This window comes from Streptomyces liangshanensis (genome assembly GCF_011694815.1).
GTDB lineage: Bacteria > Actinomycetota > Actinomycetes > Streptomycetales > Streptomycetaceae > Streptomyces > Streptomyces liangshanensis.
This window is the reverse complement of the sequence record NZ_CP050177.1, coordinates 3258698-3280582: the sequence shown is the minus strand read 5'-3', so window position 1 is coordinate 3280582 and position 21885 is coordinate 3258698. Positions and strand designations below refer to the sequence as shown.

Genomic DNA, 21885 nt, shown 5'->3' with positions numbered 1-21885 from the left:
TTGCTAAAATATGACAAGTTCTGGAACCTCCGCGTTCGGTACGACATCTCATGAGTTGCCGCTTGTAAAACCTGCCTGAGCGGCTCACGGGACGTGCGAGCGCGGATGGGGACTTTATGCGCGACATCAGCCGAAGGGGACTGCTGGGAGCGGGAGTCGGAGCCGCGGCGGCGATCGGGATCGCCGGTTGTGGCTCCTCCCCCGACCGGAGGGCCCCGCACCGCGCGGGTGGTACGGCCAAGGGTGACGGGAAGGGCGGGGGCACCGGGAAGGCCTCCGCCAAGCCCCTCTCCGAAGAGCCCCGGCTCATAGGCGACGGTTCCACCTCCGACGCGGGAAAGCAGCCGCACCAGCCCCCGGCGCCGGTCCCGCTGGAGCCCGGCCAGACCCCGCCGCAGTTCGTGGTCTTCTCCTGGGACGGCGCGGGCGAGGTCGGCAACGGCCTCTTCCCCCGCTTCCTCGACCTCGCCCGGGACCACGGCGCGGCCATGACCTTCTTCCTCTCCGGCATCTATCTGCTGCCCGAGTCGAAGAAGAGCCTCTACCGCCCGCCCAACAACGCCGTCGGCGCCTCCGACATCGGCTATCTCACCGACGACCACATCAAGGAAACGCTCAAGAACGTCCGCCGCGCCTGGCTCGAAGGACACGAGATAGGCACCCATTTCAACGGGCATTTCTGTTCCGGTCACGGCACGGTGGACCACTGGACCCCGGCCCAGTGGCACAGCGAGGTCGAACAGGCCGTGTCCTTCGTCACCGAGTGGCGTACGAACAGCGGCTGGACCGATCTCGACCCGCTTCCCTTCGACTACCGCAAGGAATTGATCGGCGGCCGTACACCCTGCCTCCTCGGCCAGGAGAGGCTGTTGCCGACCGCGCGGAAACTGGGCTGGCGGTACGACGCCAGCTCGCCCGGCGGTACGCAGAGGTGGCCGGAGAAAAAGGGCGGGGTGTGGGACTTCCCGCTCCAGGCCGTGCCGTTCCCCGGGCACAGCTTCGAAGTCCTCTCCATGGACTACAACATGCTCGCCAACCAGTCGGTCAATTCGACCAAGGGCATGCCGGAGAAATACCCGCGCTGGCGGGAACAGGCCAAGGGCGCGTACCTCAACGGGTTCAAGCGCGCGTACAAGACCAATCGCGCGCCGTTCTTCATAGGCAACCACTTCGAACAGTGGAACGGCGGGATCTACATGGACGCCGTCGAAGAGGCGTTCAAGGAGATGGCCGGCAAGAAGGACGTACGGCTCGTGTCCTTCCGCCAGTTCACCGACTGGATCGACGTCCAGGACCCCGCCGTACTCGCCAAGCTCTGCTCGCTGGACGTCGGTCAGGCACCCGAAGGCGGGTGGAACGCGTTCTTTAAGGCGGCTTGACAACGGGCCTTACGGGCAGTGCGGTCACCGAGGGGGGTGCGCAAGATCCCCCGAATCGCCCATGCGAAACTTTTCACATGAACTTTGGCCGCGCTCCTCGAAGCAGCCCGAGCCGTCGACTCCGCACTGTTCTGCCGGTCGCCGTCGCCGCGGGCGCGCTGACGCTCTCCGCGTGCGGGGGCGGCGGGACGTCCGGCGGTGGCGGAAAGACCGGATTCGTGTCGAACACCGGCGGCATCGCCACCGTCGCCAAGGCCGACCGCCGGTCCGTCAACGACCTCTCCGGGGAGACCCTGGAGGGCAAGAAGCTCGACGTCGCGGACTACAAGGGCAAAGTGGTCGTCCTCAACGTCTGGGGCTCCTGGTGCGGACCGTGCCTCGCCGAGGCGCCGCACTTCGCCAAGGTCTCCAAGGAGATGGCCGGCAAGGGCGTCGCCTTCATCGGGATCAACACCCGCGACCTGGAGAAGGAACCGGCCGTCAAGTTCGAGCAGGACTTCGGGATCACCTACCCGAGCCTGTACGACCCGGCGGGCAAGCTCCTCGTGTACGGGTTCCCCAAGGGCAGCCTCAACCCCCAGGCCATCCCCTCCACGATCGTCCTCGACCGGAACGGGAAGATCGCGGCCCGCTCGCTCAAGGCCGTCGACGAGGAGCAGTTGCGCAAGCTGATCGACCCGCTGATCGCGGAGAAGTGACGTGCAGTACCTCGCCGCGGTGACGGACCCGAACGAGACCATCGTCACGGGAGCGCTGCTGCTCGCGTTCCCGCTGGCCGTCCTGGCCGGGCTGGTGTCCTTCTTCTCCCCGTGCGTCCTGCCCCTGGTGCCCGGCTACCTGTCGTACGTGACCGGCATCAGCGGCACCGACCTGGCCGAGGCCAGACGCGGCCGGATGGTCGCCGGGTCGTCGCTCTTCGTCGTCGGGTTCAGCGCGGTCTTCGTCTCCGGCGGCGCCCTCTTCGGCTACTTCGGCTCGGAGCTCCAGGCCCAGCGCGACGTGCTCTCCAAGGTCCTCGGCGTGCTGATGCTCCTGATGGGCGCGTTCTTCCTCGGCCTGATGCCCTGGCTCACCCAGCGCGAGTTCCGCTTCCACCGGCGGCCGGTGTCCGGCCTCGTGGGCGCCCCGCTGCTCGGCGCGCTCTTCGGGATCGGCTGGACGCCCTGCATGGGCCCGGTCCTCGGCGCGGTCCAGACCCTCGCGTTCCAGCAGGGGACCGCGGGCCGGGGAGCCATACTGACCGTCGCGTACTGCCTCGGACTGGGCCTGCCGTTCATCCTCGCCGCCGTGGCCTTCCGCAAGGCGCTCGGCGCGTTCGGCTGGATCAAGCGCCACTACACGTGGGTGATGCGGATCGGCGGCGGCATGATGATCGCGACCGGGCTGCTGCTGGTGACCGGCGCGTGGGACGTCGTCGTGCAGCAGATGCAGGGTTGGTCCAACGGCTTCACGGTGGGGATCTAGTCCATGAGCACGACAGAGTCAGACAGCACGACCGAGCCGGACAGCACCACCGAGCCGGACAGCACGACGGAATCGGAGCGGTCCGCCGAGGCGCGTGACGCCCGGGACGTACGGGAACTCGGCGCCGCCGGCTCCCAGCTCTCCACCGCCCCCCGCGAGGAGTCCCTCCTCACCGGCCCCACCCTGAGCGTCCTCGGCTGGGCACGGTGGTTCTGGCGCCAGCTCACCTCCATGCGCGTCGCGCTGATCCTGCTCTTCCTGCTCTCGCTCGGCGCCATCCCCGGCTCGCTGATCCCGCAGACCAACGTCGACGAGCTCAAGGTCGCCGACTTCAAGGCGAAGCACACCACCGTCTCGCCGATCTACGACCAGCTCCAGCTGTTCCACGTCTACAGCTCGGTGTGGTTCTCCGCGATCTACATCCTGCTGTTCATCTCCCTCATCGGCTGCATCATCCCGCGCACCTGGCAGTTCGTCGGCCAGCTGCGCGCCCGCCCGCCGCGCGCCCCCAAGCGGCTCACCCGGCTCCCCGCGTACACGACCTGGCGCACCGCGGCGGAGCCGGAAGCCGTACGGGAAGCCGCGCTGTCCATCCTCAAGCGGCGCCGCTTCCGGGCGTACGCGGACGGGGACGCGGTCGCCGCCGAGAAGGGCTACCTCCGCGAGACCGGCAACCTGATCTTCCACGTCGCGCTGATCGTGCTCCTGATCTCGTTCGCCACCGGCCAGCTCTTCAAGTCCGACGGCGGCAAGCTGGTCGTCGAGGGCGACGGCTTCTCCAACACCCTCACCCAGTACGACGACTTCCGGTCCGGCTCCCTGTTCAACATGGACAGCCTCGCGCCCTTCAGCTTCACGCTGGACAAGTTCACCGCCACGTACGAGCGCAGCGGGCCGCAGATCGGCACGCCCCGCACCTTCCAGGCCGCGATCCACTACACCGCCGGCCCCCGTGACAAGGAGCACAAGGCGGTCGTCAAGGTCAACGAGCCCCTGGAGGTCGACGGCTCGAAGGTCTTCCTGATCGGCCACGGGTACGCCCCGGTCGTGACGGTCAGGGACCGGGCGAACAAGGTCGTCTTCAGCGGCGCGGTCCCGCTGCTGCCCGTCGACGGCAACTTCACGTCCACCGGGGCCATCAAGGTCGTCAACGGCTACAAGGACAAGGCCGGGAAGAGGGACCAGCTCGGGTTCGCCGCGTTCTTCGTGCCGACCTTCGCGGGCAAGGGCAACGGGCAGATGTTCTCCCGTTTCCCCGCGCTCGACCTGCCCGTCCTCAACCTGGGCGCGTACCACGGCAGTCTCGGGGTCGACTCGGGGCTGGCGCAGAACGTGTACCAGCTGAACACCTCGAAGATGACGCCCTTCAAGGACGCCAACGGGGACATCCTCAAGAAGACCCTGCTGCCGGGCGAGAAGCTCGTCCTCCCGGGCGGAGCCGGGTCGATCACCTTCGAGAAGGACATCAAGGAGTGGGCCAGCTTCCAGATCACCCACCAGCCCGGTGACGGCTGGGCGCTGACCGGCGCGATCGCCGCCATCGCGGGGCTGGCCGGTTCCCTCTTCATCCAGCGGCGCCGGGTCTGGGTCCGGGCCGTGCGGGGCGCCGACGGCGTCACCGTCGTCGAGATGGCGGGCCTCGGCCGCAGCGAGTCCGCCAGACTCCCGGAGGAACTGGCCGACCTGGCCGGCACCCTCCACGCGGAAGCGCCCACCCACGCGGACGCGCCCACCCACGCAGAACCTGATCCCGCCGAAGAGACGGTCGAGAAGACCGCCCGGGCGTCCGTCGAAGTCGAAGGGGTTGAGAAGTGAGTCTCGCCGCCGCAGCAACCAACGAAAGCCTGGCGAACACCAGCAACGTACTGATCTATTCGGCCATGGCCGTCTACATGCTGGCGTTCTTCGCGCACATCGCCGAGTGGCTCTTCGGCAGCAGGAGCAAGGTCTCCAGGACCGCTTCGGCCCTGACCGGTGAGGCGGGCGCCGCCGCCCCGGCCGTCCAGGTGAAGTCCGCGCAGGGCGGGTCCACCGCCGTCCTCGACCGGCCCCGGGTCGTGACCCGCTCGGCCTCCGGCTCCCGCGACCTGCCCGACGGCCCCGGCGCGGCCGGCGACGACGCCCAGGGCGACCTGTACGGCCGTATCGCCGTGTCGCTCACCGTCCTCGCCTTCGTCGTCGAGGCGGCCGGCGTGATCGCCCGCGCCCTCTCCGTGCAGCGCGCCCCCTGGGGCAACATGTACGAGTTCAACATCACCTTCTCGACCGTCGCGGTCGCGGTGTACCTCACGCTGCTCGTGCTGAAGAAGAACATCCGCTGGCTCGGGCTGCCGCTGGTCACCACGGTCCTCCTGGACCTCGGCCTCGCCGTCACCGTGCTCTACACCGCCAGCGACCAGTTGGTGCCCGCGCTCCACTCGTACTGGCTGTGGATCCACGTCTCGACCGCGATCTTCTGCGGCGCCGTGTTCTACGTCGGCGCCGTCGCCACGCTGCTCTACCTCTTCCGTGAGCGGTACGAGTCCAAGCTCGCCGCGGGCGGCAAGCCGGGCGCCTTCGCCACGTCCGTCATGGAGCGGCTGCCCGCCTCGGGGAGCCTCGACAAGTTCGCGTACCGCGTCAACGCGGCCGTCTTCCCGCTCTGGACGTTCACGATCATCGCGGGCGCGATCTGGGCGGGCCAGGCCTGGGGCCGCTACTGGAACTGGGACCCCAAGGAAACCTGGTCCTTCATCACCTGGGTCGCGTACGCCTGCTACCTGCACGCCCGCGCCACCGCCGGCTGGAAGGGCCGCAAGGCCGCCTACCTGGCGCTGATCGCCTTCGGCTGCTGGCTGTTCAACTACTACGGCGTGAACATCTTCGTCACCGGCAAGCACTCCTACGCCGGGGTCTGATCCGGTCGTTCAGCACAGGACGCCCCGCGGGACCACCGGTCCGGCGGGGCGTTCCGCGTGCGCGGGAGCGGGGAAACGCCCGGGTCAGTCCTGGCCGATGTCCTCGTTCCACAGCTCGGGGCGCTCGGCGATGAAGTCCCGCATCATGGCGACGCACTCCGGATCGTCGAGCAGGACGACCTCCACCCCGTGCTCCGCGAGCCAGTCGTGCGCACCCGGGAAGGTGCGGGCCTCGCCGACCACCACCCGGGAGATCCCGAACTGCCGGACCAGGCCCGAGCAGTACCAGCACGGCGCGAGCGTGGTCACCATCGTCGTACCCCGGTACGAGCGCTGCCGCCCCGCCGCGCGGAAGGCGTCCGTCTCCCCGTGCACCGACGGATCGCCGTTCTGGACGCGGCGGTTGTGCCCCCGGCCCAGCAGCGTGCCGTCCGCGCCGTAGAGCGCGGCGCCGATCGGGATACCGCCCTCCGCGAGCCCCGCGCGTGCCTCGGCGACCGCGGTCGCCAGCCATTCCCGTGCCTGTTCCACCTGCGTCACCATGCGGCGATTATCACGTGGAGGTACCCGGCTCAGGCCTTCGGCGGAGTGTCCTCCGCGGCGCCGCCGCCCTTCTCGCGGCGCTCGATCTCCTCCTCGCGCCGGCGCAGGTCGGCCTCCCACCGCTCCAGGTCCGCGGCGGCCCGCGCCTCGTCCGCGGACGGCTCGGGCGCGTCCGCCGCCGGGTCGTCCCCGCGGGCCCGGTCGTCCTTGAGGGAGTTGAGGAACTCCGGGTTGTCGTCGGGGGCCACCCAACCGCCGCGCCGGCCCGCCGGTCCCGTCGCCCGGCGGTCGCGTCCCGCGATCAGCCAGGAGATCGAGCCGACCAGCGGGAAGAGGAGCACCAGGATGGCCCAGACCGGCTTGGGGAGGTAGCGGACGTCCTGCTCCTCCGTGGTGAGGCAGTCGATGAACGCGTAGATGCTGAGGCCCAGTGGCACCAGAATCATCAGCACCCTAAGCATGGCGGTCCCCCTGCGCATGAAGATCGAGACCGGATCGCGGCCTCCGTGACGGGTCCACACTAGGGCCTGTCCGGCGGGTTTTCGCGGGCCTGCGACGCCCGGCACCGCACCTCGCGGCGTTGTCGGGAGACCCGAGTACATCCAGTACACGGGTCACCCTCCGCCTTGCGAGGCACGGCACCGGACGCCGCAGGCTGATCCGCGAACACCCGCCGGACAGGCCCTGGCGAGAAACCGGGAAGCCCCGGCGGGTCCCGGAGTCGGGGATGACACACTGGACGGCATGGCTTATGACGATCTTCGCTCGCTGCTCAGGGCGCTGGAGCGCGAGGGTGACCTCACTCGCGTCAAGGCAGAGGTCGACCCGTACCTGGAGGTCGGGGAGATCGTCGACCGGGTGAACAAGGCGGGTGGCCCGGCGCTGTTGTTCGAGAACGTCAAGGGCTCCTCGATGCCCCTGGCCATGAACGTGTACGGCACGGACCGCCGGCTCCTCAAGGCGCTCGGCCTCACCTCGTACGCCGAGATCAGCGACAAGATCGGCGGGCTGCTCAAGCCCGAGCTGCCGCACGGCTTCGTCGGCGTCCGCGAGGCGTTCGGCAAGCTCGGCTCGATGGTGCACGTACCGCCCAGGAAGGTGAAGGACGCGCCCGTCCAGGAAGTGGTCCTCACCGGTGACGACGTGGACCTCGACCGGCTGCCCGCGCTGTTCACCTGGCCCGAGGACGGCGGCTCGTTCTTCAACCTCGGGCTGACGCACACCAAGCACCCCGAGACCGGCGTCCGCAACCTCGGGCTCTACCGCCTCCAGCGCCACGACCGCCGCACCATCGGGATGCACTGGCAGATCCACAAGGACAGCCGCAACCACTACCAGGTCGCCGCCAGGCGCGGGGAACGGCTGCCGGTGGCCGTCGCGTTCGGCTGTCCGCCCGCCGTGACGTACGCCTCCACCGCGCCGCTGCCCGGTGACATCGACGAGTACCTCTTCGCGGGCTTCGTCCAGGGCCGGCGGATCGAGATGGTCGACTGCAAGACGGTGCCGCTCCAGGTCCCGGCCCACGCCGAGGTGGTCATCGAAGGCTGGCTGGAGCCCGGGAAGACCCTGCCCGAGGGGCCGTTCGGCGACCACACCGGCTTCTACACCCCGCAGGAGCCCTTCCCGGCGCTGACCATCGACTGCGTGACGATGCGCAAGCGGCCGCTGCTCCAGTCGATCGTCGTCGGCCGGCCTCCCACGGAGGACGGGCCGCTCGGGCGGGCGACGGAGCGGTTCTTCCTGCCGCTGCTGAAGATCATCGTGCCGGACATCGTGGACTACCACCTCCCCGAGTCCGGCGGCTTCCACAACTGCGCGATCGTCTCGATCGACAAGAAGTACCCCAAACACGCGCAGAAGGTCATGCACGCGATCTGGGGCGCGCACATGATGTCGCTGACCAAACTGATCGTCGTCGTCGACGCCGACTGCGACGTCCACGACCTGCACGAGGTGGCCTGGCGGGCGCTGGGCAACACCGACTACGCGCGCGACCTGACCGTCGTCGAGGGGCCCGTCGACCACCTCGACCACTCCTCGTACCAGCAGTTCTGGGGCGGCAAGGCCGGGATCGACGCGACGCGCAAGCTCCCCGAGGAGGGGTACACACGGGACGGGGGCTGGCCGGAGATGGTCGAGTCCGACCCGGAGACGGCGGCGAAGGTCGACCGCCGGTGGAGGGAGTACGGCCTCTCATGAGCGCTGTTCAAGGAGTCCTCGGGCCCGAGCCCGCGCAGCCCAGCAGCCGGACGCGGGCGTTCCTGCGGCTGGTGATGATCGAGCACTCGGTCTTCGCCCTGCCCTTCGCGTACATCGCCGCGCTGACGGCGATGACCCAGCTCGACGGCAACATCCACTGGCTGCGGCTGCTGCTCGTGACGGTCGCCATGGTCGGACTGCGGACGTTCGCCATGGCGTGCAACCGGATCATCGACCGCGAGATCGACGCCCGTAACCCCCGGACCGCCGGCCGCGAACTGGTCACGGGCGCGGTGTCCGTGCGGTCCGCGTGGACCGGGGCGCTGGTCGCCCTCTTCTTCTTCCTGGGCGCGGCGGCGCTGCTGGGGCCGCTGTGCCTGGCGCTCGCCCCGGTCGCGGTGGTCCCGATGGTGGTCTATCCGTACGGGAAGCGGTTCACGAACTTCCCGCACGCGATTCTCGGCATCGCGCAGGCCATGGGCCCGATCGGCGCGTGGATCGCGATCACCGGCGAGTGGTCGTGGGACGCGGTGATCCTGGGGCTCGCCGTGGGCATCTGGATCGGCGGCTTCGACCTGATCTTCGCGTGCCAGGACGTCCAGGCGGACCGCGCGCACGGCGTGCTGTCCGTGCCGGCCCGCTTCGGGATCCCTGCGGCGCTGTACGGCGCGCGCGGCGCGCACGTCGTGACGCTGGGACTCCTGGTCTGGTACGCGCTCGCCACCGACGCGGGCGGGTTCTTCTGGACGGGGCTGGTGATCGTCGCGGGCGCGTTCCTCTACGAGCACACGATCGTGAAGCCGCACGACCTGTCGCGCCTGAACCGGGCGTTCTTCCAGGTCAACGGATTCGTGGGGATGAGTCTCTTCTTCTTCGCCCTGCTCGACCTGTTGGTGCGCGGCCTCACGGTATGAGCGGGACCGCCGCCCCCGCCCGTACGGGCCGCTTCGTGCGGTAGAGGAACGCCGCGAGGACGCCTCCGACGAGCCCGAACAGGTGGCCCTGCCAGCTGATGGACGGGTCGGTCGGCAGGACGCCCCAGAGCACCGAGCCGTAGACCGCCAGCACCACCAGGCCGACCACCAGGTCGACCGCGCTGCGGTTCACGAACCCGCGCACCAGCAGGTAGCCGAGCAGGCCGAAGACCACGCCCGATGCCCCGACCGTGTTCGAGTGGTCGGCGGCGGTGAGCCACACGCCCAGGCCGCCCACGACCATGATCGTCAGGACGACGGCGGCGAAGCGGCGTATCCCGCCGAGCGCCGCGAGGAAGCCCAGCACCAGCAGCGGCACGGTGTTGGACGCGAGGTGCTCGAAGCCGTGGTGCAGGAACGCCATCGGGATGACGTCGCGCAACTCGCCGAAGCTGCGCGGGCTCAGTCCGTACGTGTCGAGCGCGCCGCCCGTCGCGGTGTCGACCACTTCGAGCAGCCAGAGCAGCGCGACCCAGGCGATCATCACCCCGCCGGCGGCCTTCACCCGGTCGGCGCGGCTCGGCGTGGTGACCTCGGTCCCCGGATTCGGATACGTCATCCCAGCCCCCTGCTCTCCCGGCCCCCGCCGTCCCGGCCCCGCGAATCCCGGGGCCTGTGCGGGGAACGTCCGGGGCACCGTCGTCGGTTCCGTCACCAGGGTGCCGGATAGGCTCGGATCCGTGAAGCCCGGACCGAACGCAGACCCCCGCAGCCCGCGACAGGACCCGACGCCGGCCCGCGCGCGGGCGTCCCGCCCGGACGCCCCGGAGCCGCGCAGGCCCTGGATCGTCGGGGTCTCCGGCGCGTCCGGCACCCCGTACGCCGCCGCCGTGCTGCGGGGGCTGCTGGACGCGGGCGAGAGCGTGGACCTGGTCGTCAGCAGGGCGTCCCGGCTGACGCTGCTGGACGAGACGGGGATCGCGTTCCGGGACGCGCACTGGGAGAGCGATCTCGCCGACTGGCTGGCGCGCGGCGCGGACGGCAGTCCGGACACCTTCGCGAAGAGCGTGCCGGACAGCCTGTCGGACGTACGGCACTGGGCGGCCGGCGACCTGGCGGCGGGGCCGTCCTCGGGGTCGTACCCGGCCAAGGGCATGCTGATCGTGCCCGCCTCCACGGCGTCGGTGGCCGGGGTGGCGCTCGGCCTGTCGAAGGATCTGCTCCAGCGGGCGGCGAGCGTGACGCTCAAGGAGCGGCGCCCGCTGGTCGTCGCCGTACGGGAGACCCCCCTTGGCGGGCAGACGCTCCGGCACCTGGTGGCGCTGGACGAGGCGGGCGCCGTGGTCCTTCCGGCGTCCCCCGCGTTCTACGCGGGCGCGCGGCACATCCAGGACCTGGTGGACTTCGTCGCCGGGCGGGTGCTCGACGTGGCGGGGGTGCCGCACGGGCTGTACCGCCGCTGGGACGGGCAGCTCGGCGGGGCGCGCGACGACGGCGACCGCTGACCGGCCGCTTGTGTGAAGTGAAGGTCAGATCCTAAAGATCTGCAAGATTCGTAGGAATTCTTCCTTCTATGCCTTAGATTCGACACGCACCTTGTGAGTTCGCTGAATAATGGAAGGCTTCAGGCATATGGACGCCGTGGACAGGCAGCTCATTCAGGCCCTCAGGGAGAACGGGCGGGCCTCGTACGCCGAGCTAGGGCGCCTCGTCGGACTGTCGGGGCCGAGCGTCACCGACCGCATCAACCGGCTGGAGGCGGCGGGTGTCATCACCGGGTACCGCGCCACGGTCGACTCCGCCTCGCTCGGCCTGGGCGTCATCGCGCTGATCGGGATCTCCCTGTCGGACGCCGCCGACCACGAGGACGTGGCCCGCAGGATGCGCGACCTCCAGGAGATCGAGGACTGCTGGTTCATCGCCGGCGACGACTCGTACATGCTCAAGGTACGGGCGAGCGACGTGGACGGCCTGGAGCGGACGATCCGCCGGCTGAGCGGGACAAAGGGCGTCTCCCGGACCCGTACGACGATCGTGCTGTCGACCAAGTGGGAGAACCGGGTGGGTGAACTGCCCGAGGAGGAGTGACCGTTCGTCCGGGCGAGAGCCGGGGGCGGGCCGGGGGAGCGCCGACGGGACAGCCGACGGAGGGCCGAGGGGGCGGGTGGCGGGCCCGGCCCCCTCGGGCCCCGTACGTCAGCCGAGGGGCGGCCGCAGCCGCCGCGGCGCGGCCGAGGGCGGGGCGATGAGCCCCGCGACGACGGCCTTGTTGACCGCGTCCACCCGGGAGACCGCGCCCAGCTTGGCGAAGATGTTGCGCAGGTGGCGCTTGATCGTGCCCTCGGTGAGGCCGAGTTGGGTGGCGGCCCCCCGGTTGCTGAGCCCCGCCGCCACCAGCGTGACGACCTCCACCTCGCGCGGGCTGAGCGTGTGCCGCGCGGGCTCGGGCTCCGGTGGCACCTCCGCCTTCGGCCGGGGCGGCAGCGAGACGGTCAGACCGTCCTGGCTGCACGCGTCCCGCAAGGCCGCGACCAGGGAGTGGTGCGTGGCCGTCTTGTGCAGGTAGCCGCGGATGCCGAGGGGCAGCAGGCTCTGGAGCAGCCGGGGATCGTCGTGCATGGTCAGCACCATGATCTTGGTGTCGGGCGAGGCCGCCTGGACGGCCCGTACCGTACGCCCCGGATCCTCGTTCCCCGGCATCTCGATGTCCATCAGCAGGACGTCCGGGCGGTGTTCGGCCGCCATGGCGACGGCGCCCGGCGCGTCGCCGACCGCCGCCGCCACGTCGAAGCCGCCCACCCCGCGGATCAGCTCGGCCAGCGCGTCCCTGAGCAGGGTGTGGTCGTCCGCGATGACGATGCTGTACGTGGTCATGCCGGAACGCCCGGCGCGGTCGCCGGCGGCTCCGGCAGGAGCAGCGAGAGCCGCATCCCGGTGCCCACCCCCGGCACGCTGGTCAGGTGCAGCGTCCCGCCCAGCGCCTGGACCCGCTCCCGCATCGACAACAGGCCCGTCCCCGACCGGCCCTCGCGCGTCGGCGGGGCGGCCTGGTCGAAGCCGGCCCCGTCGTCGTGCGCGAAACAGTCCACGCGGTGCGGGGCCACGTCGACCTCCAGCGCGACCGTGCTCGGGGCCGCGTGCGTCAGGGAGTTGCGCAGGAACTCCCGCAGGACCAGGAACAGTTCCTCGGCGTGCCCGGCCGGGACCCACGACTCGTCCCCGTTCACCTCGATGTGCACCCGCACGCCGGGAGCCTGGTGCGCCTCGGCGTACTCCAGGAGCGCTTCGGCGAGGCCGGTCACGCCGGGGCGCGTCCGCAGGTCGGAGATGAGCCCCCGGGTGTAGCCGGTCGCCTCGTCCAACGCGCCCCGGACGCGGGCGAGATGGCGGGCCCGGGTCGGCGGCCCGTACCCCTCGTCCACGGCCTGGTCGTGCAGGTCGAGGCAGCGGTAGGCGAGGGCGAGGCTCTGGCCCAGCCGGTCGTGCAGGTCGCGCGCGAGCCGCTGGCGGTGGCCGGTCGCGCTCTCCTCGACCTTCTTGAGGAGGTACGCGTCGTAGCCCGCGGCCGAGACCTGGAGGCAGGTGGCCAGGCTGTGGTTGAGCGCCGCCACCGCGCGCCCCAGGCACGCGGAGGACTGCTCGGGCGGCAGGTCGGCCGCCGCCGTCACCAGGTACTGGAGGCAGATCTGGAAGAGCAGCCCCGACGACCGCAGGGTGTCGGCCGGGTGGACCGACTGGAGCGGCCCGCGGGTGCTCAGGCCGACCGACAGGCCGAGCGCGGCGTTGGCCGCCGACGGCTGTTCGCTCTCCCGCAGTGCCTCGGCGCACTCCTGGATGACAAGTCTGGCGTGTTCCCGCGCTTCTCCCCACAGCTCCGTGGTCGAGATCAGCGGGCTGGACACGCCGTCGAGGGAGTTCCTGAAATGACAGATGATTTCATCGCTGCCGAGCGCGAGCCGGTCGGCGAGCAGGCGCGCGGAAGCTGTGGATGGATCGGTCTCCTCGGTCTGCGTTTGTATCTTCAGCACCGCTGAAGTCCCCCTAGGTCACTGGTCCAGCTTCGGCGGCTCCTCGATGAGCCGCCCGACCTGACACATCGTGCAGGGGGAGTCTAGGCGAAACGGATTTCCGCTCTCGATGTGATAGCTCACAACGACGCGCGATGTGACGTCAGTCTTTACCGTTTCATTGCCGGTGGATCCGACGGGCCTGGGACGTTCCGCGGCCGCCGGGACGGTGTTAAGGCAGTGTCACCGGTTCACGAAATTCTGATGTCGAATGGAGGCGTATCCGGACGGGGTTGTTCCGGCCGGCGCGGTCCGTGGCGACGGCCGCCGCGTATCCGTCGTACGGCCGGGGAAGTGCCAGGTCGGCGGCGGGCCAGAAGCGGTGGTCCAGATTCGTCCCCGCCGAGAGGCCGAGTCCCGACGCCTTCACGGCCGCCTCCAGCCGGGTCCACGCGCGGAACCCGTCGGCCGGGTCGGGGCACGGCCGGCCGAGGATCCGGGACCAGTCGACCCCGGGGCGTACGTGTTCCAGGTCCACGCCGACCACGGCGCCCGGCGCCCGGACGGCGAGCAGGGCCAGTTCGTGCGAGCGGGAGAGGCTGACGGCGGGGCCGGGGCACCAGCCGAGGACGTAACCGGGCTTGCCGCGCCAGGCGTTGCGCACGTGGGTGAGGTCGGCGGGCGCGCACTTCAGGTAGCCGGCGACGATGTCCCTGGCCGCGAGGTGGGCGGCGAGGTAGCGGCGGCGCGCGGCGGGCTTCCGTATCCCCAGCCGGTACGCGCGTTCGCGTTCGTACGCGCCGAGTTCGGGCAGCCGGGCCTCGTGCGGGGCGGGGTCGGTGTCCAGGGGGACGATCCAGAGGTCGGTGGATTCGGGGAGAGGCATGTCCTGTTCCCTTCTGGGGCTGTTCGCTTCCGGGACCCGCCAGGTCCCCGGCGCGGGGGGCACCGGGGACCTGGGGGGAGGGGGAGGCGTCGAGTCCCTTCGCCGTCGTACGGGCGGATCAGTCGTCGACGAGGGTCCGTTCGAGGGGGGCGCCGTCGGCGGTGGCCGGCTGTCCCGGCACCTGGCCGCCCGGCTTCCCGGCGGCGGGCCGCTCGGCGAGCATCTGGTGGACGACGACCGCGGTGATCGCGCAGAGCGCGGCGGACGCCCACAGCACGACGCGCAGCGCGTCCGTGTGGCCCTGGGACAGGAAGTCGCCGAAGCCGTCGCGCAGCGCGGCCGGGGCGTCCTTGACCACACCGGCCACGTCACCGCTGGCGACCCGGTCGGCGGTCGTGGAGGCGGAGTCGCCGCCCTTCGCGACGTACTGCGACAGGCCGTCGGAGATGCGTGAGCGGATCATCGAGGCGACGGCCGCGACCATGACGACGGCCGCGATGGCCTCGCTCGCCAGGCGGATGGTGTTGAACATGCCCGCCGCCATGCCGGCCCGCTCGGGCGGCACGGTGCTCACGGCGGCGCCGTCGAGGACGCCCATGATCAGGCCGACGCCGACCCCGGCGACGAGCAGCGGCCCCGCGAGGCCGAGGACGCCGATGCCCGGGTGGACGACGGTGAGCCAGGCGCAGCCGGCGGCGATGAGGAGCAGGCCGAGGCCGAGGACGACGCGCATGTGGACGCCGGAGGCGACGAGCCGCCCGCCGACGAGCGGGCAGAACAGCACGGGCCCGGTCAGCAGCAGCATGATGAGCCCGGCGCCCTGGCTGCTCTCGCCGTTCGCGCCGATCAGGTACGCGGGCAGGACCAGCAGCAGGCCGATGAAGCCGAACGAGAAGGCGACGTTGAGCAGGTTCACCGAGAGGAAGCGGCTCTCGCGGAACAGCGACAGGTCGAACATCGGGTTCTCCTGGCGGCGTTCCACCAGGGCGAACGCGACGACCAGCAGGACCGACCCGGCGAACAGGAGCAGCACGGTCGGGCTCCCCCAACCGCTCTGCGGGCCCTGGATGATGGCCAGCGTGAACAGGACGAGCGCGAGGCTGAACGTGATCGTGCCCGGCCAGTCGATGCCGCCCGCCTGCGGGTTGCGCGACTCCTGGAGGAACGGCAGGCCCAGCATGGACAGGACGACGAGCGCCAGGTGCGCGTAGAACACCGACTCCCAGCCGAGCGCGCCGACGAGCAGCCCGCTGGTCGTCGGTCCGAGCGCCAGGCCCGAGCCGAGCGTCACCCCGGCCACGGCGAACGCCTTGGCGCGCGCGGCGCCGTCGAAGCTGGAGGCCACGATCGCGGTGGCCGAGGTCATCAGCGCGGCGGCGGCGACACCGGCGACCCCGCGGGCGATGTCGATCACGACGACGCTGGGCGCGAGGACGGTCGCGACGAGCGACACGGCGTACAGGCCGGTGCCGAAGGCGAACATCTTCTTGCGGCCGATCAGGTCGGCGAGTGAGCCGGCCACCATCATCAGGCTGGCCGCCATCACGTTGTACGCGTTGACCACCCACTGGAGCGAGGCGAGACTCCCGCCGAGTTCGCGCCCGATGTCGGGGAGGGCGACCGGTGTGCCGCTGACGCCGAGCGGCACGATCAGTACGCCGAGACACACGACGAGCAGGGTGAGCCCTGGGCGGGGCCCGGCGTCGAGCCGGGCGTCGGGGGTGGACATCAGGATTCAGACTCCTTCTTGAACGGGCTCCGCCTGTGGAGGCACGAGGCGGAGTTCCTGGAACAGCTCCGGCCCGCCCGGCGGGCGGACCGCGGAGACCACCGCGTCCGGGCGGACCAGGACGACGGTGGGGGTGCGTACGGAGAGGGCGGCGTGCACGCGGCCCGCCGGGTCCGCGAGGACGCGCACCGGGCCGCTCGCGCCCCGCGCGCCGGTCCTGGCGGCCGAGACCAGGACCGTGCGGTGGCCGGGGCCGGTCAGCCCGTCGGCGAGGACCCGGGCCCGCGCGGTGCGTGCCGCGTCCCGGCCGTCGGCGGCCAGGACGAGGAGGACGGGCCGGCCGTCGTCGAGCAGGTCGTGCAGGCGCGGGACGGGGGCGCCGGGCGGGGGCGTACGGTCCGGGGTTGTGCGGTTCGCCGGCGTACGGTCCGGGGCGAGCCGGACGTCCGGCAGGCGGGCGCCCTCCCGCAGGGGTCCCCTCGTGCGGCCCGGCGCGGCGTGCGTCAGCGAGAGCTGGGTCTGGCGCGGCGTGACGAACCGGTCGAGCAGACCGGTGCGTTCGCCGAGGCCGAGCGCCCGGTCCCGGACGTTCCTGCGCCAGCCGCGCATCGTCCACAGCCGCGTCTGGAGGTCGGTGTCGCTCAGCACCTCCAGGGCGACCGCCCGGCGCTCGCGCTCCCAGCGGTCCAGGACGTCGGTGCCCCGCTCGCCCCGGACGACCCCGCCCAGCGGGCCCGCCAGGCTCGCGGCGTCCTCTATCCCGGTGTTGAGGCCCTGGCCGCCCGCCGGGCTGTGGATGTGCGCGGCGTCGCCGACGAGCAGCACCCGGCCCTTCCTGAACCGGTCCGCGATCCTGCGGTGCACGCGGAACACCCCGGTGCGGTGCTCGCCGGTGAGGCGGATCGGGACGGGGCAGCGCTCCGAGGCGGCCCGCTGCACCTCCGCCCGGATGTCGTCCGCGATCTCCGCGTCCGGCGCGAGGCTGGTGAAGACCCGGAAGTTCCCGCCCGGCAGGCCCACCACGACGAGCACGCCCTTCGCCGTCATGAAGTAGTGCGCCTCGTCCTGCGCCAGCGGGGTGTCGCACACCCCGTCCGACAGCAGGAACCGCTGCGGGTACGTCTCGCCCTCGAAGCCCGTCCCGATGGCGGCGCGGACCGTGCTGTGCGCGCCGTCCGCGCCGATCAGCCAGTCCACGCGGGTGCGTTCGGTGGCGCCGTCGGCGTCCGTCAGTTCCACGGTGACGCCCTCGGGGGACGGCGTGAGCGAGGTCAGCGCGACGCCGAACTCGGTCGTGCCGCCCAGTTCCTCGAACCGCTGCCGCAGTGCCTGTTCGGTCTCCTGCTGCGGCAGGGACACGGCGAACGGGAACCGCGTCTCGGGCACCTTGCGGAAGGTGAGCCGGGCGACCCGGCGGCCCGCCGAGTGGTAGTTCTGCGCGTGCAGCGGCAGCCCCCGGGCGAGTATCCCGTCGCCCGCGCCGAGCCGGTGCAGCGCCTCCAGGGCGCGCGGCCACAGGGTGATGGCCTTGGCGTGCGGGTTGGGGCGCTCGGCCCGGTCGACCAGCCGGACCCGTACCCCCTGCTGGAGCAGGGCCGTGGCGGCGGTGAGGCCGACCGGGCCCGCGCCGATCACCAGGACCCCGGCCGGTCCGGGGGTGTGCGCCGCGGTGTCCGTGGTGACGGGGTCCGTGCTCACGCGCCCTCCCCGGTCCGTACGACGAGGCAGGCCACGTGGCCGTCCTGGCCGATCCCGGTGACGAGGGAGAGCTGTCCGGGAGCGGTACGGGCGAGGACGGCGGCGAGCTGGAACGCGCCGTCCGCGCTGTACGCCTCGCCCGTGACCTCCTTGACGCGGATCTCGGTGACCGTCCGGCCGCCGAGGGCCCGGCGCACCGCGCGGCGCTCCGCCTCCTCGAACCCGACGAGGCCGGTGGCCCCGAGGGAGACCGCGCCGACGTCGGCGGGGTCGACCCCGGCGCGCTCCAGGGCGCGGGTGACGCAGTCGGCGAGGACCGCGCCCACCCCGGGACGTACGCCCTCCGGGGAGAACGCCGTCTCGCTCGCGAGGAGTTCGGCGAGGACGGGGGCGCCGTCCTCGCGGGCCCGCGCGGCGTCCTGGACGGCGAACAGGGCGCAGCCCTCTCCGACGGGGAAGCCCTGCGCGAGCGCGCCGGACGCGGCCCAGCCCCAGGCGGTTTGCGGGCACAGCTCCTCGACGCCGCCGACCAGCAGCCGGTCGGCGTGGCCGCGGTCCAGGGCGTTGCGGGCGTACCGGAAGGCGGCCAGGGTCGCGGTCGTGCCGCCGGAGAGGGTGGCGTTGATGCCGTGGAGCCCGTTCCAGATGGCGATCTGGCCGGTGCAGGAGTTCATCACCGTGTTGGGGAAGGCCGCCGCGTCGACCAGGTAGGGCCGGTCGTGGACGTGGGTGTCCCGGGCGAACTCGCTGCTGCTGCGGACACTGCCCGAGGTGGAGCCGAGCACCACCCCGGTGCTGTCCCACGCCGGGTCGGCGTCCTCGCCGGGGGGCGGACCCGCCGCGGCGCGCAGGAGGGCGCACGCGGCGAGTCCGAGACCGGTGGTGCGGTCGAGGTGGCGGGTCTTCCTGCGGCCCACGTGGTCGGCGAGCCGGAAGTCCGGCACCACCCTGATGTTGTCGGGCAGCCCGTCGGGCTCCGAGGGCCCGAGGGGCAGCTGCGCCGGGTCGGCGCAGGGCGCGGTGGCGCCGGCCAGCGCGTCGGCGAGGGCCTCCAGGCCGACACCCGCGGGGGAGATGACGCCGAGCGCGGTGATCGCGAGGGGCCGGACGCGGGGGAGCGTACCGGTGGACGGGCCGGGCGCGGCGGACGAGAGAGGGGCGGTGGTGGTGGAGATCGTCATGACACCCTCCCCAGGATGGTGATCGCGTTGTTGCCGCCGAAGGCGAAGCCGTGGTTCTGGGCGATGCGGACCTCTGCGGGGCGCGCCGTGTTGGGCACGGGGTCCAGGCCGGGGCCGAGGGCGGCGTCGACCTCGCGCAGGTTCGCCGTGGGCGGCAGGAAGCCCTGCTCGATGGCCTTGCAGCAGAGGAGCGCGCCGAAGCCGCTGGCGGCGCCCATGGTGTGGCCGAGCATCGACTTGATGGAGCTGATCGGAGGCAGCCGGTCGCCGAACACCTCGCGTACGGCGGCGACTTCGGTGAGGTCGTTGGTGGGCGTGCCCGTCCCGTGCGCGCAGATGTAGTCCACCTGGTCGGGGGTGATCCCGGCGCTGCGGTGGGCCCTGCGGACGCACTCGGCGACGCTGCCGGAGTCGGGGTGGACCATGTGCTTGGCGTCGCAGCTCAGCCCGTAGCCGAGGACCTCGGCGTAGACGCGGGCGCCGCGTGCCAGGGCGCGGTCCAGGGGTTCGAGGAGCAGGGCGACGCCGCCCTCGGCGGTGATGATGCCGTCGCGGTCCTTGTCGAAGGGGCGGCAGACCTCTTCGGCGAGGGCGCCGAGCCGCAGGAAGCCGGCGTGCGTGTAGCGGTTCACCGAGTCGGCGCCGCCCGCGAGCATGTAGTCGGCCTCGCCGGTGCTGACCAGGTCGGCGGCGTAGCCGATCGCGTAGTTGCTGGCCGAGCAGGCGGTGGGGATGGTCTGGGCCTCGCCGGTCAGGCCGAGTTCGGTGTTGACGGCGGCGGCGATACGGCCGGCCGGTACCTGCGCGACCAGTCCGGGGTCGAGGCTCTTGAGGCCCTCGCCGACCCACTGCCGGGTGAGCCGGTCCACCACGGGCGCTTCCCCGCTGGTGGTTCCCATCGCGGATCCGGCACGCGCACGGGAGAGTTCGGCACGGTCCAGGCCGGCGTCGGTGACGGCCTGGGCGGCCGCGGCGGCGGCCAGCAGCGCGGACCTGCCCCAGCGCCCGGGGTCGAGCGTGCGCAGGGAGGCGCGCGGGTCGAAGTCGGGTACCTCGCCGGCCATCACCTGGGGGAAGCCGGTGGTGTCGAAGGAGCGGGCCGGGGAGATGCCGCTGCGGCCCTCCCGTACGGCCGCGGCGAGCGTCTCGGCGTCCTTGCCGAGACTGCTCACCGCGCCGAGCCCGGTCACCACGACACGTCGGGGGCCGAGGTCAGACACGCTCGGCCCCGGCGAGCGCGATGACGTGGTCCGCGAGGGTCCGCAGGTCGACGAGGTTCTCGGCCTCCTCGACCGGCACGGATATCGTCAGTTCCTTGTCGATCCGGGCGAGGATCTGGATCAGTGCCAGCGAGTCCGCGTCGAAGTCCTCGACGAAGCGCGCGGACGGGTCGACGGCCGCCGGCTCGTCCTCCAGCTCCAGCTCCTCCGCGACGATGACCCGGACCCGCGCGAGGATTTCGTCGGACGACAGCGTCACAGCCTTCTGAGACATGGTGGATCCCCCTCTCGCCGCCGGCGTATTTCACCGGCCGCAGAAGGAAATTAGGCAGGTGGCGGCGGCCGCGAGAAGGGTTTTGCTCCCAAGGCGCCGCGCGCTGTTCCCCAGGCGGTAGCGGGCGGGTTCGTCGGGCGTACCCCCCGTGCCTCTTCCGGGACACCGCCCGATGTCACTTTCGAGGCAGTGCGGAATCTGTTGGTGGTACGGCCGTTGAGGAGCGGACCGGCGCCTCAGCATGCTGATTCCCGCGAGCGTCCGTACGTATGTCCGTGCGCGGCGGAGAAAGGGAATCCGCGGAACAGAATCCTGGAAAGGGAGAACGATGTCCTCGACAAGCAGGGGAAGCGCCGGAACGGAGCCCGAAATACCCGGTGGTCCGCAGGGCGTGGCAGTAAAGGAAAACAATTTCCCCACCGGTCGCAGCGGTCATACCGACCACGGGACGGGCAAAGGCGTCCGGCTCCCTCCGCTGCACGGACCGCTGACCACCTTTTCCGTGTCCATGGGCGTGCTGAGCCTGGCCACCCTCGTCGGTCTCGCCGCCGACGACCGGATCCTCAACGGCGCCCCGATCTGGCTGAAACCGCTCCACTTCGCGTTCTCGCTCGCCGTCTACAGCGCCACCCTGGCCTGGCTGCTGCCCCGGATCCGCCGCCACCCGCGCACGGCGTGGTGGGCGGGGACCCTGATCGCCGTCAGCTCCCTCGCCGAGGCCGTGATCATCTCCGTACAGGCGTGGCGGGGCACGTACAGCCACTTCAACACCCTCACCCCGACGAACACCGCGTTCATGAACAGCATGACCGTCGCGGTGGTCGTCCTGTGGACCTCCAACTTCGTGGCCGCCGTGGTGGTGCTGCGCGACCGGTCGCTGGCGCGGCCGCTGCGCCTGGCGGTACGGCTCGGGCTGGTGCTCGCGGTGGTCGGCATGTCCCTCGGCTTCCTGATGAACATCCCCACCCCCGAGCAGCAGCGCGCCGTCGACGCCGGGCTGCCCACCCTCGTGGGCGCCCACAACGTCGGCGTGGACGACGGCGGTCCCGGCATGCCGCTCACCAACTGGAGCACGGTCGGCGGCGACCTGCGGATCCCGCACTTCGTCGGCATCCACGCGCTCCAGGTGATCCCTCTGGCCGGCGCCGCCCTGGCCCTGGCCGGCCGGCGCCGTACCACCCGCGCCGACGAGGCGGGTGACGAGGCCGGCGGGGCCGACAAGGGAGCGGGCCCCGGAACGGCCCTCGCCGACGAGGGGGTCCAGGCCCGCCTCGTCCTCGTCACCGGGGGCGCCTGGACCGGCCTGCTCGCCCTGGTCACCTGGCAGGCCCTGCGCGGCCAGTCGCTCGTCCACCCCGACGCCGTGACCCTCGGCGCCCTGGGAGCGCTCGTCCTGGCGGTCGCCGCCGCCACGGCGGTCGTCCTGCGCGGCGCACCCCGCCCGGGCGCCCCGCGAGTGCCCGCCTCCGCCGTGCGACATCCATGACGGACGAA

At 71.7% G+C, this 21885-nt stretch carries 21 protein-coding genes; 10 read left to right on the top strand and 11 right to left on the bottom strand.

The genetic code is table 11. The features are described from left to right. Positions 1-116: 116 nt before the first annotated feature. The 5 genes from HA039_RS14110 to ccsB all read left to right on the top strand — a co-directional run bounded on the left by HA039_RS14110 (position 117) and on the right by ccsB (position 5740). The gene (locus HA039_RS14110; RefSeq protein WP_167028955.1) at positions 117-1379 is read left to right on the top strand and encodes a polysaccharide deacetylase family protein; all 1263 of its coding nucleotides are present in this window, start codon (positions 117-119) and stop codon (positions 1377-1379) included. Between the two features lie 77 nt (positions 1380-1456). Then, on the top strand, positions 1457-2077 hold the full coding sequence (locus HA039_RS14105) for a TlpA family protein disulfide reductase (RefSeq protein ID WP_167028952.1): 621 nt from the start codon (positions 1457-1459) through the stop codon (positions 2075-2077). Position 2078: 1 nt separating this feature from the next. After that, complete coding sequence (locus HA039_RS14100) at positions 2079-2843, top strand: cytochrome c biogenesis CcdA family protein (protein WP_167028949.1); 765 nt, start codon at positions 2079-2081, stop codon at positions 2841-2843. A gap of 3 nt (positions 2844-2846) precedes the next feature. Then, entirely contained in the window at positions 2847-4658 is a 1812-nt protein-coding gene (gene resB, locus HA039_RS14095; RefSeq protein WP_167028946.1) for a cytochrome c biogenesis protein ResB, read from the top strand. Further along, entirely contained in the window at positions 4655-5740 is a 1086-nt protein-coding gene (ccsB, locus tag HA039_RS14090; RefSeq protein WP_167028943.1) for a c-type cytochrome biogenesis protein CcsB, read from the top strand. Before resB ends, ccsB begins: the two co-directional genes overlap by 4 nt. A gap of 84 nt (positions 5741-5824) precedes the next feature. Here ccsB and HA039_RS14085 read toward each other — a convergent pair whose 3' ends face one another. Beyond that, positions 5825-6283, bottom strand: coding sequence for a nucleoside deaminase (locus HA039_RS14085; RefSeq protein ID WP_167028941.1), 459 nt, complete (start codon positions 6281-6283; stop codon positions 5825-5827). Between the two features lie 29 nt (positions 6284-6312). Beyond that, positions 6313-6744, bottom strand: coding sequence for a PLD nuclease N-terminal domain-containing protein (locus tag HA039_RS14080; RefSeq protein ID WP_167028938.1), 432 nt, complete (start codon positions 6742-6744; stop codon positions 6313-6315). A gap of 283 nt (positions 6745-7027) precedes the next feature. Between HA039_RS14080 and HA039_RS14075 the strand changes: the two genes are divergently transcribed. Then, entirely contained in the window at positions 7028-8482 is a 1455-nt protein-coding gene (locus HA039_RS14075) for a menaquinone biosynthesis decarboxylase (RefSeq protein ID WP_167028935.1), read from the top strand. Next, positions 8479-9396 carry a menaquinone biosynthesis prenyltransferase MqnP gene (gene mqnP / locus HA039_RS14070; RefSeq protein WP_167028932.1) on the top strand — a complete coding sequence of 306 codons (918 nt, stop codon included), beginning with the start codon at positions 8479-8481 and terminating at the stop codon, positions 9394-9396. Before HA039_RS14075 ends, mqnP begins: the two co-directional genes overlap by 4 nt. Here the strand turns inward: mqnP and HA039_RS14065 are convergent. After that, positions 9386-10015, bottom strand: coding sequence for a rhomboid family intramembrane serine protease (locus HA039_RS14065; RefSeq protein WP_167028929.1), 630 nt, complete (start codon positions 10013-10015; stop codon positions 9386-9388). The two genes, mqnP and HA039_RS14065, sit on opposite strands and share 11 nt — an antisense overlap. A 226-nt stretch (positions 10016-10241) precedes the next feature. On the opposite strand from HA039_RS14065, the gene HA039_RS14060 reads away from it, so the two are divergent. Together HA039_RS14060 and HA039_RS14055 are read left to right on the top strand one after the other, a co-directional pair. Continuing rightward, positions 10242-10901, top strand: coding sequence for a UbiX family flavin prenyltransferase (locus tag HA039_RS14060; RefSeq protein WP_243870097.1), 660 nt, complete (start codon positions 10242-10244; stop codon positions 10899-10901). A gap of 127 nt (positions 10902-11028) precedes the next feature. Further along, positions 11029-11484, top strand: a complete 456-nt coding sequence (locus HA039_RS14055; protein ID WP_167028923.1) for an Lrp/AsnC family transcriptional regulator — start codon at positions 11029-11031, stop codon at positions 11482-11484. Between the two features lie 108 nt (positions 11485-11592). On the opposite strand, the gene HA039_RS14050 is transcribed toward HA039_RS14055, so the two are convergent. The 8 genes from HA039_RS14050 to HA039_RS14015 all read right to left on the bottom strand — a co-directional run bounded on the left by HA039_RS14050 (position 11593) and on the right by HA039_RS14015 (position 20391). After that, positions 11593-12270 (bottom strand): response regulator, encoded by a 678-nt coding sequence (locus HA039_RS14050; protein ID WP_167028920.1) that lies wholly within the window; start codon positions 12268-12270, stop codon positions 11593-11595. After that, positions 12267-13424, bottom strand: a complete 1158-nt coding sequence (locus tag HA039_RS14045) for a sensor histidine kinase (protein ID WP_167028917.1) — start codon at positions 13422-13424, stop codon at positions 12267-12269. Before HA039_RS14045 ends, HA039_RS14050 begins: the two co-directional genes overlap by 4 nt. A 211-nt stretch (positions 13425-13635) precedes the next feature. Then, a complete protein-coding gene (locus HA039_RS14040; RefSeq protein WP_167028914.1) occupies positions 13636-14289 on the bottom strand; it encodes a 4'-phosphopantetheinyl transferase family protein in 654 nt (217 codons plus the stop codon). Between the two features lie 118 nt (positions 14290-14407). Next, positions 14408-16018 (bottom strand): MFS transporter, encoded by a 1611-nt coding sequence (locus HA039_RS14035; RefSeq protein ID WP_167028911.1) that lies wholly within the window; start codon positions 16016-16018, stop codon positions 14408-14410. A gap of 6 nt (positions 16019-16024) precedes the next feature. After that, on the bottom strand, positions 16025-17716 hold the full coding sequence (locus HA039_RS14030) for an FAD-dependent monooxygenase (RefSeq protein ID WP_167028908.1): 1692 nt from the start codon (positions 17714-17716) through the stop codon (positions 16025-16027). After that, on the bottom strand, positions 17713-18897 hold the full coding sequence (locus HA039_RS14025) for a beta-ketoacyl synthase N-terminal-like domain-containing protein (protein WP_167028905.1): 1185 nt from the start codon (positions 18895-18897) through the stop codon (positions 17713-17715). Before HA039_RS14025 ends, HA039_RS14030 begins: the two co-directional genes overlap by 4 nt. After that, positions 18894-20117 (bottom strand): beta-ketoacyl-[acyl-carrier-protein] synthase family protein, encoded by a 1224-nt coding sequence (locus tag HA039_RS14020; protein ID WP_167028902.1) that lies wholly within the window; start codon positions 20115-20117, stop codon positions 18894-18896. The genes HA039_RS14025 and HA039_RS14020 overlap by 4 nt, the downstream gene beginning before the upstream one ends. Continuing rightward, a complete protein-coding gene (locus HA039_RS14015; RefSeq protein ID WP_167028898.1) occupies positions 20110-20391 on the bottom strand; it encodes an acyl carrier protein in 282 nt (93 codons plus the stop codon). Before HA039_RS14015 ends, HA039_RS14020 begins: the two co-directional genes overlap by 8 nt. A gap of 508 nt (positions 20392-20899) precedes the next feature. Between HA039_RS14015 and HA039_RS14010 the strand changes: the two genes are divergently transcribed. After that, positions 20900-21877, top strand: coding sequence for a hypothetical protein (locus HA039_RS14010; protein ID WP_167028895.1), 978 nt, complete (start codon positions 20900-20902; stop codon positions 21875-21877). Positions 21878-21885 lie beyond the last annotated feature (8 nt).

Excerpts from the sequence above, each read along its gene's own strand:
- HA039_RS14110 (WP_167028955.1), top strand. The coding sequence starts at position 117 with ATGCGCGACATCAGCCGAAGGGGACTGCTGGGAGCGGGAGTCGGAGCC.
- HA039_RS14105 (WP_167028952.1), top strand. The coding sequence starts at position 1,457 with ATGAACTTTGGCCGCGCTCCTCGAAGCAGCCCGAGCCGTCGACTCCGC.
- resB (WP_167028946.1), top strand. The coding sequence starts at position 2,847 with ATGAGCACGACAGAGTCAGACAGCACGACCGAGCCGGACAGCACCACC.
- HA039_RS14085 (WP_167028941.1), bottom strand. The coding sequence starts at position 6,283 with ATGGTGACGCAGGTGGAACAGGCACGGGAATGGCTGGCGACCGCGGTC.
- HA039_RS14080 (WP_167028938.1), bottom strand. The coding sequence starts at position 6,744 with ATGCTTAGGGTGCTGATGATTCTGGTGCCACTGGGCCTCAGCATCTAC.
- HA039_RS14075 (WP_167028935.1), top strand. The coding sequence starts at position 7,028 with ATGGCTTATGACGATCTTCGCTCGCTGCTCAGGGCGCTGGAGCGCGAG.
- mqnP (WP_167028932.1), top strand. The coding sequence starts at position 8,479 with ATGAGCGCTGTTCAAGGAGTCCTCGGGCCCGAGCCCGCGCAGCCCAGC.
- HA039_RS14065 (WP_167028929.1), bottom strand. The coding sequence starts at position 10,015 with ATGACGTATCCGAATCCGGGGACCGAGGTCACCACGCCGAGCCGCGCC.
- HA039_RS14055 (WP_167028923.1), top strand. The coding sequence starts at position 11,029 with ATGGACGCCGTGGACAGGCAGCTCATTCAGGCCCTCAGGGAGAACGGG.
- HA039_RS14050 (WP_167028920.1), bottom strand. The coding sequence starts at position 12,270 with ATGACCACGTACAGCATCGTCATCGCGGACGACCACACCCTGCTCAGG.
- HA039_RS14040 (WP_167028914.1), bottom strand. The coding sequence starts at position 14,289 with ATGCCTCTCCCCGAATCCACCGACCTCTGGATCGTCCCCCTGGACACC.
- HA039_RS14035 (WP_167028911.1), bottom strand. The coding sequence starts at position 16,018 with ATGTCCACCCCCGACGCCCGGCTCGACGCCGGGCCCCGCCCAGGGCTC.
- HA039_RS14025 (WP_167028905.1), bottom strand. The coding sequence starts at position 18,897 with ATGACGATCTCCACCACCACCGCCCCTCTCTCGTCCGCCGCGCCCGGC.
- HA039_RS14015 (WP_167028898.1), bottom strand. The coding sequence starts at position 20,391 with ATGTCTCAGAAGGCTGTGACGCTGTCGTCCGACGAAATCCTCGCGCGG.
- HA039_RS14010 (WP_167028895.1), top strand. The coding sequence starts at position 20,900 with ATGGGCGTGCTGAGCCTGGCCACCCTCGTCGGTCTCGCCGCCGACGAC.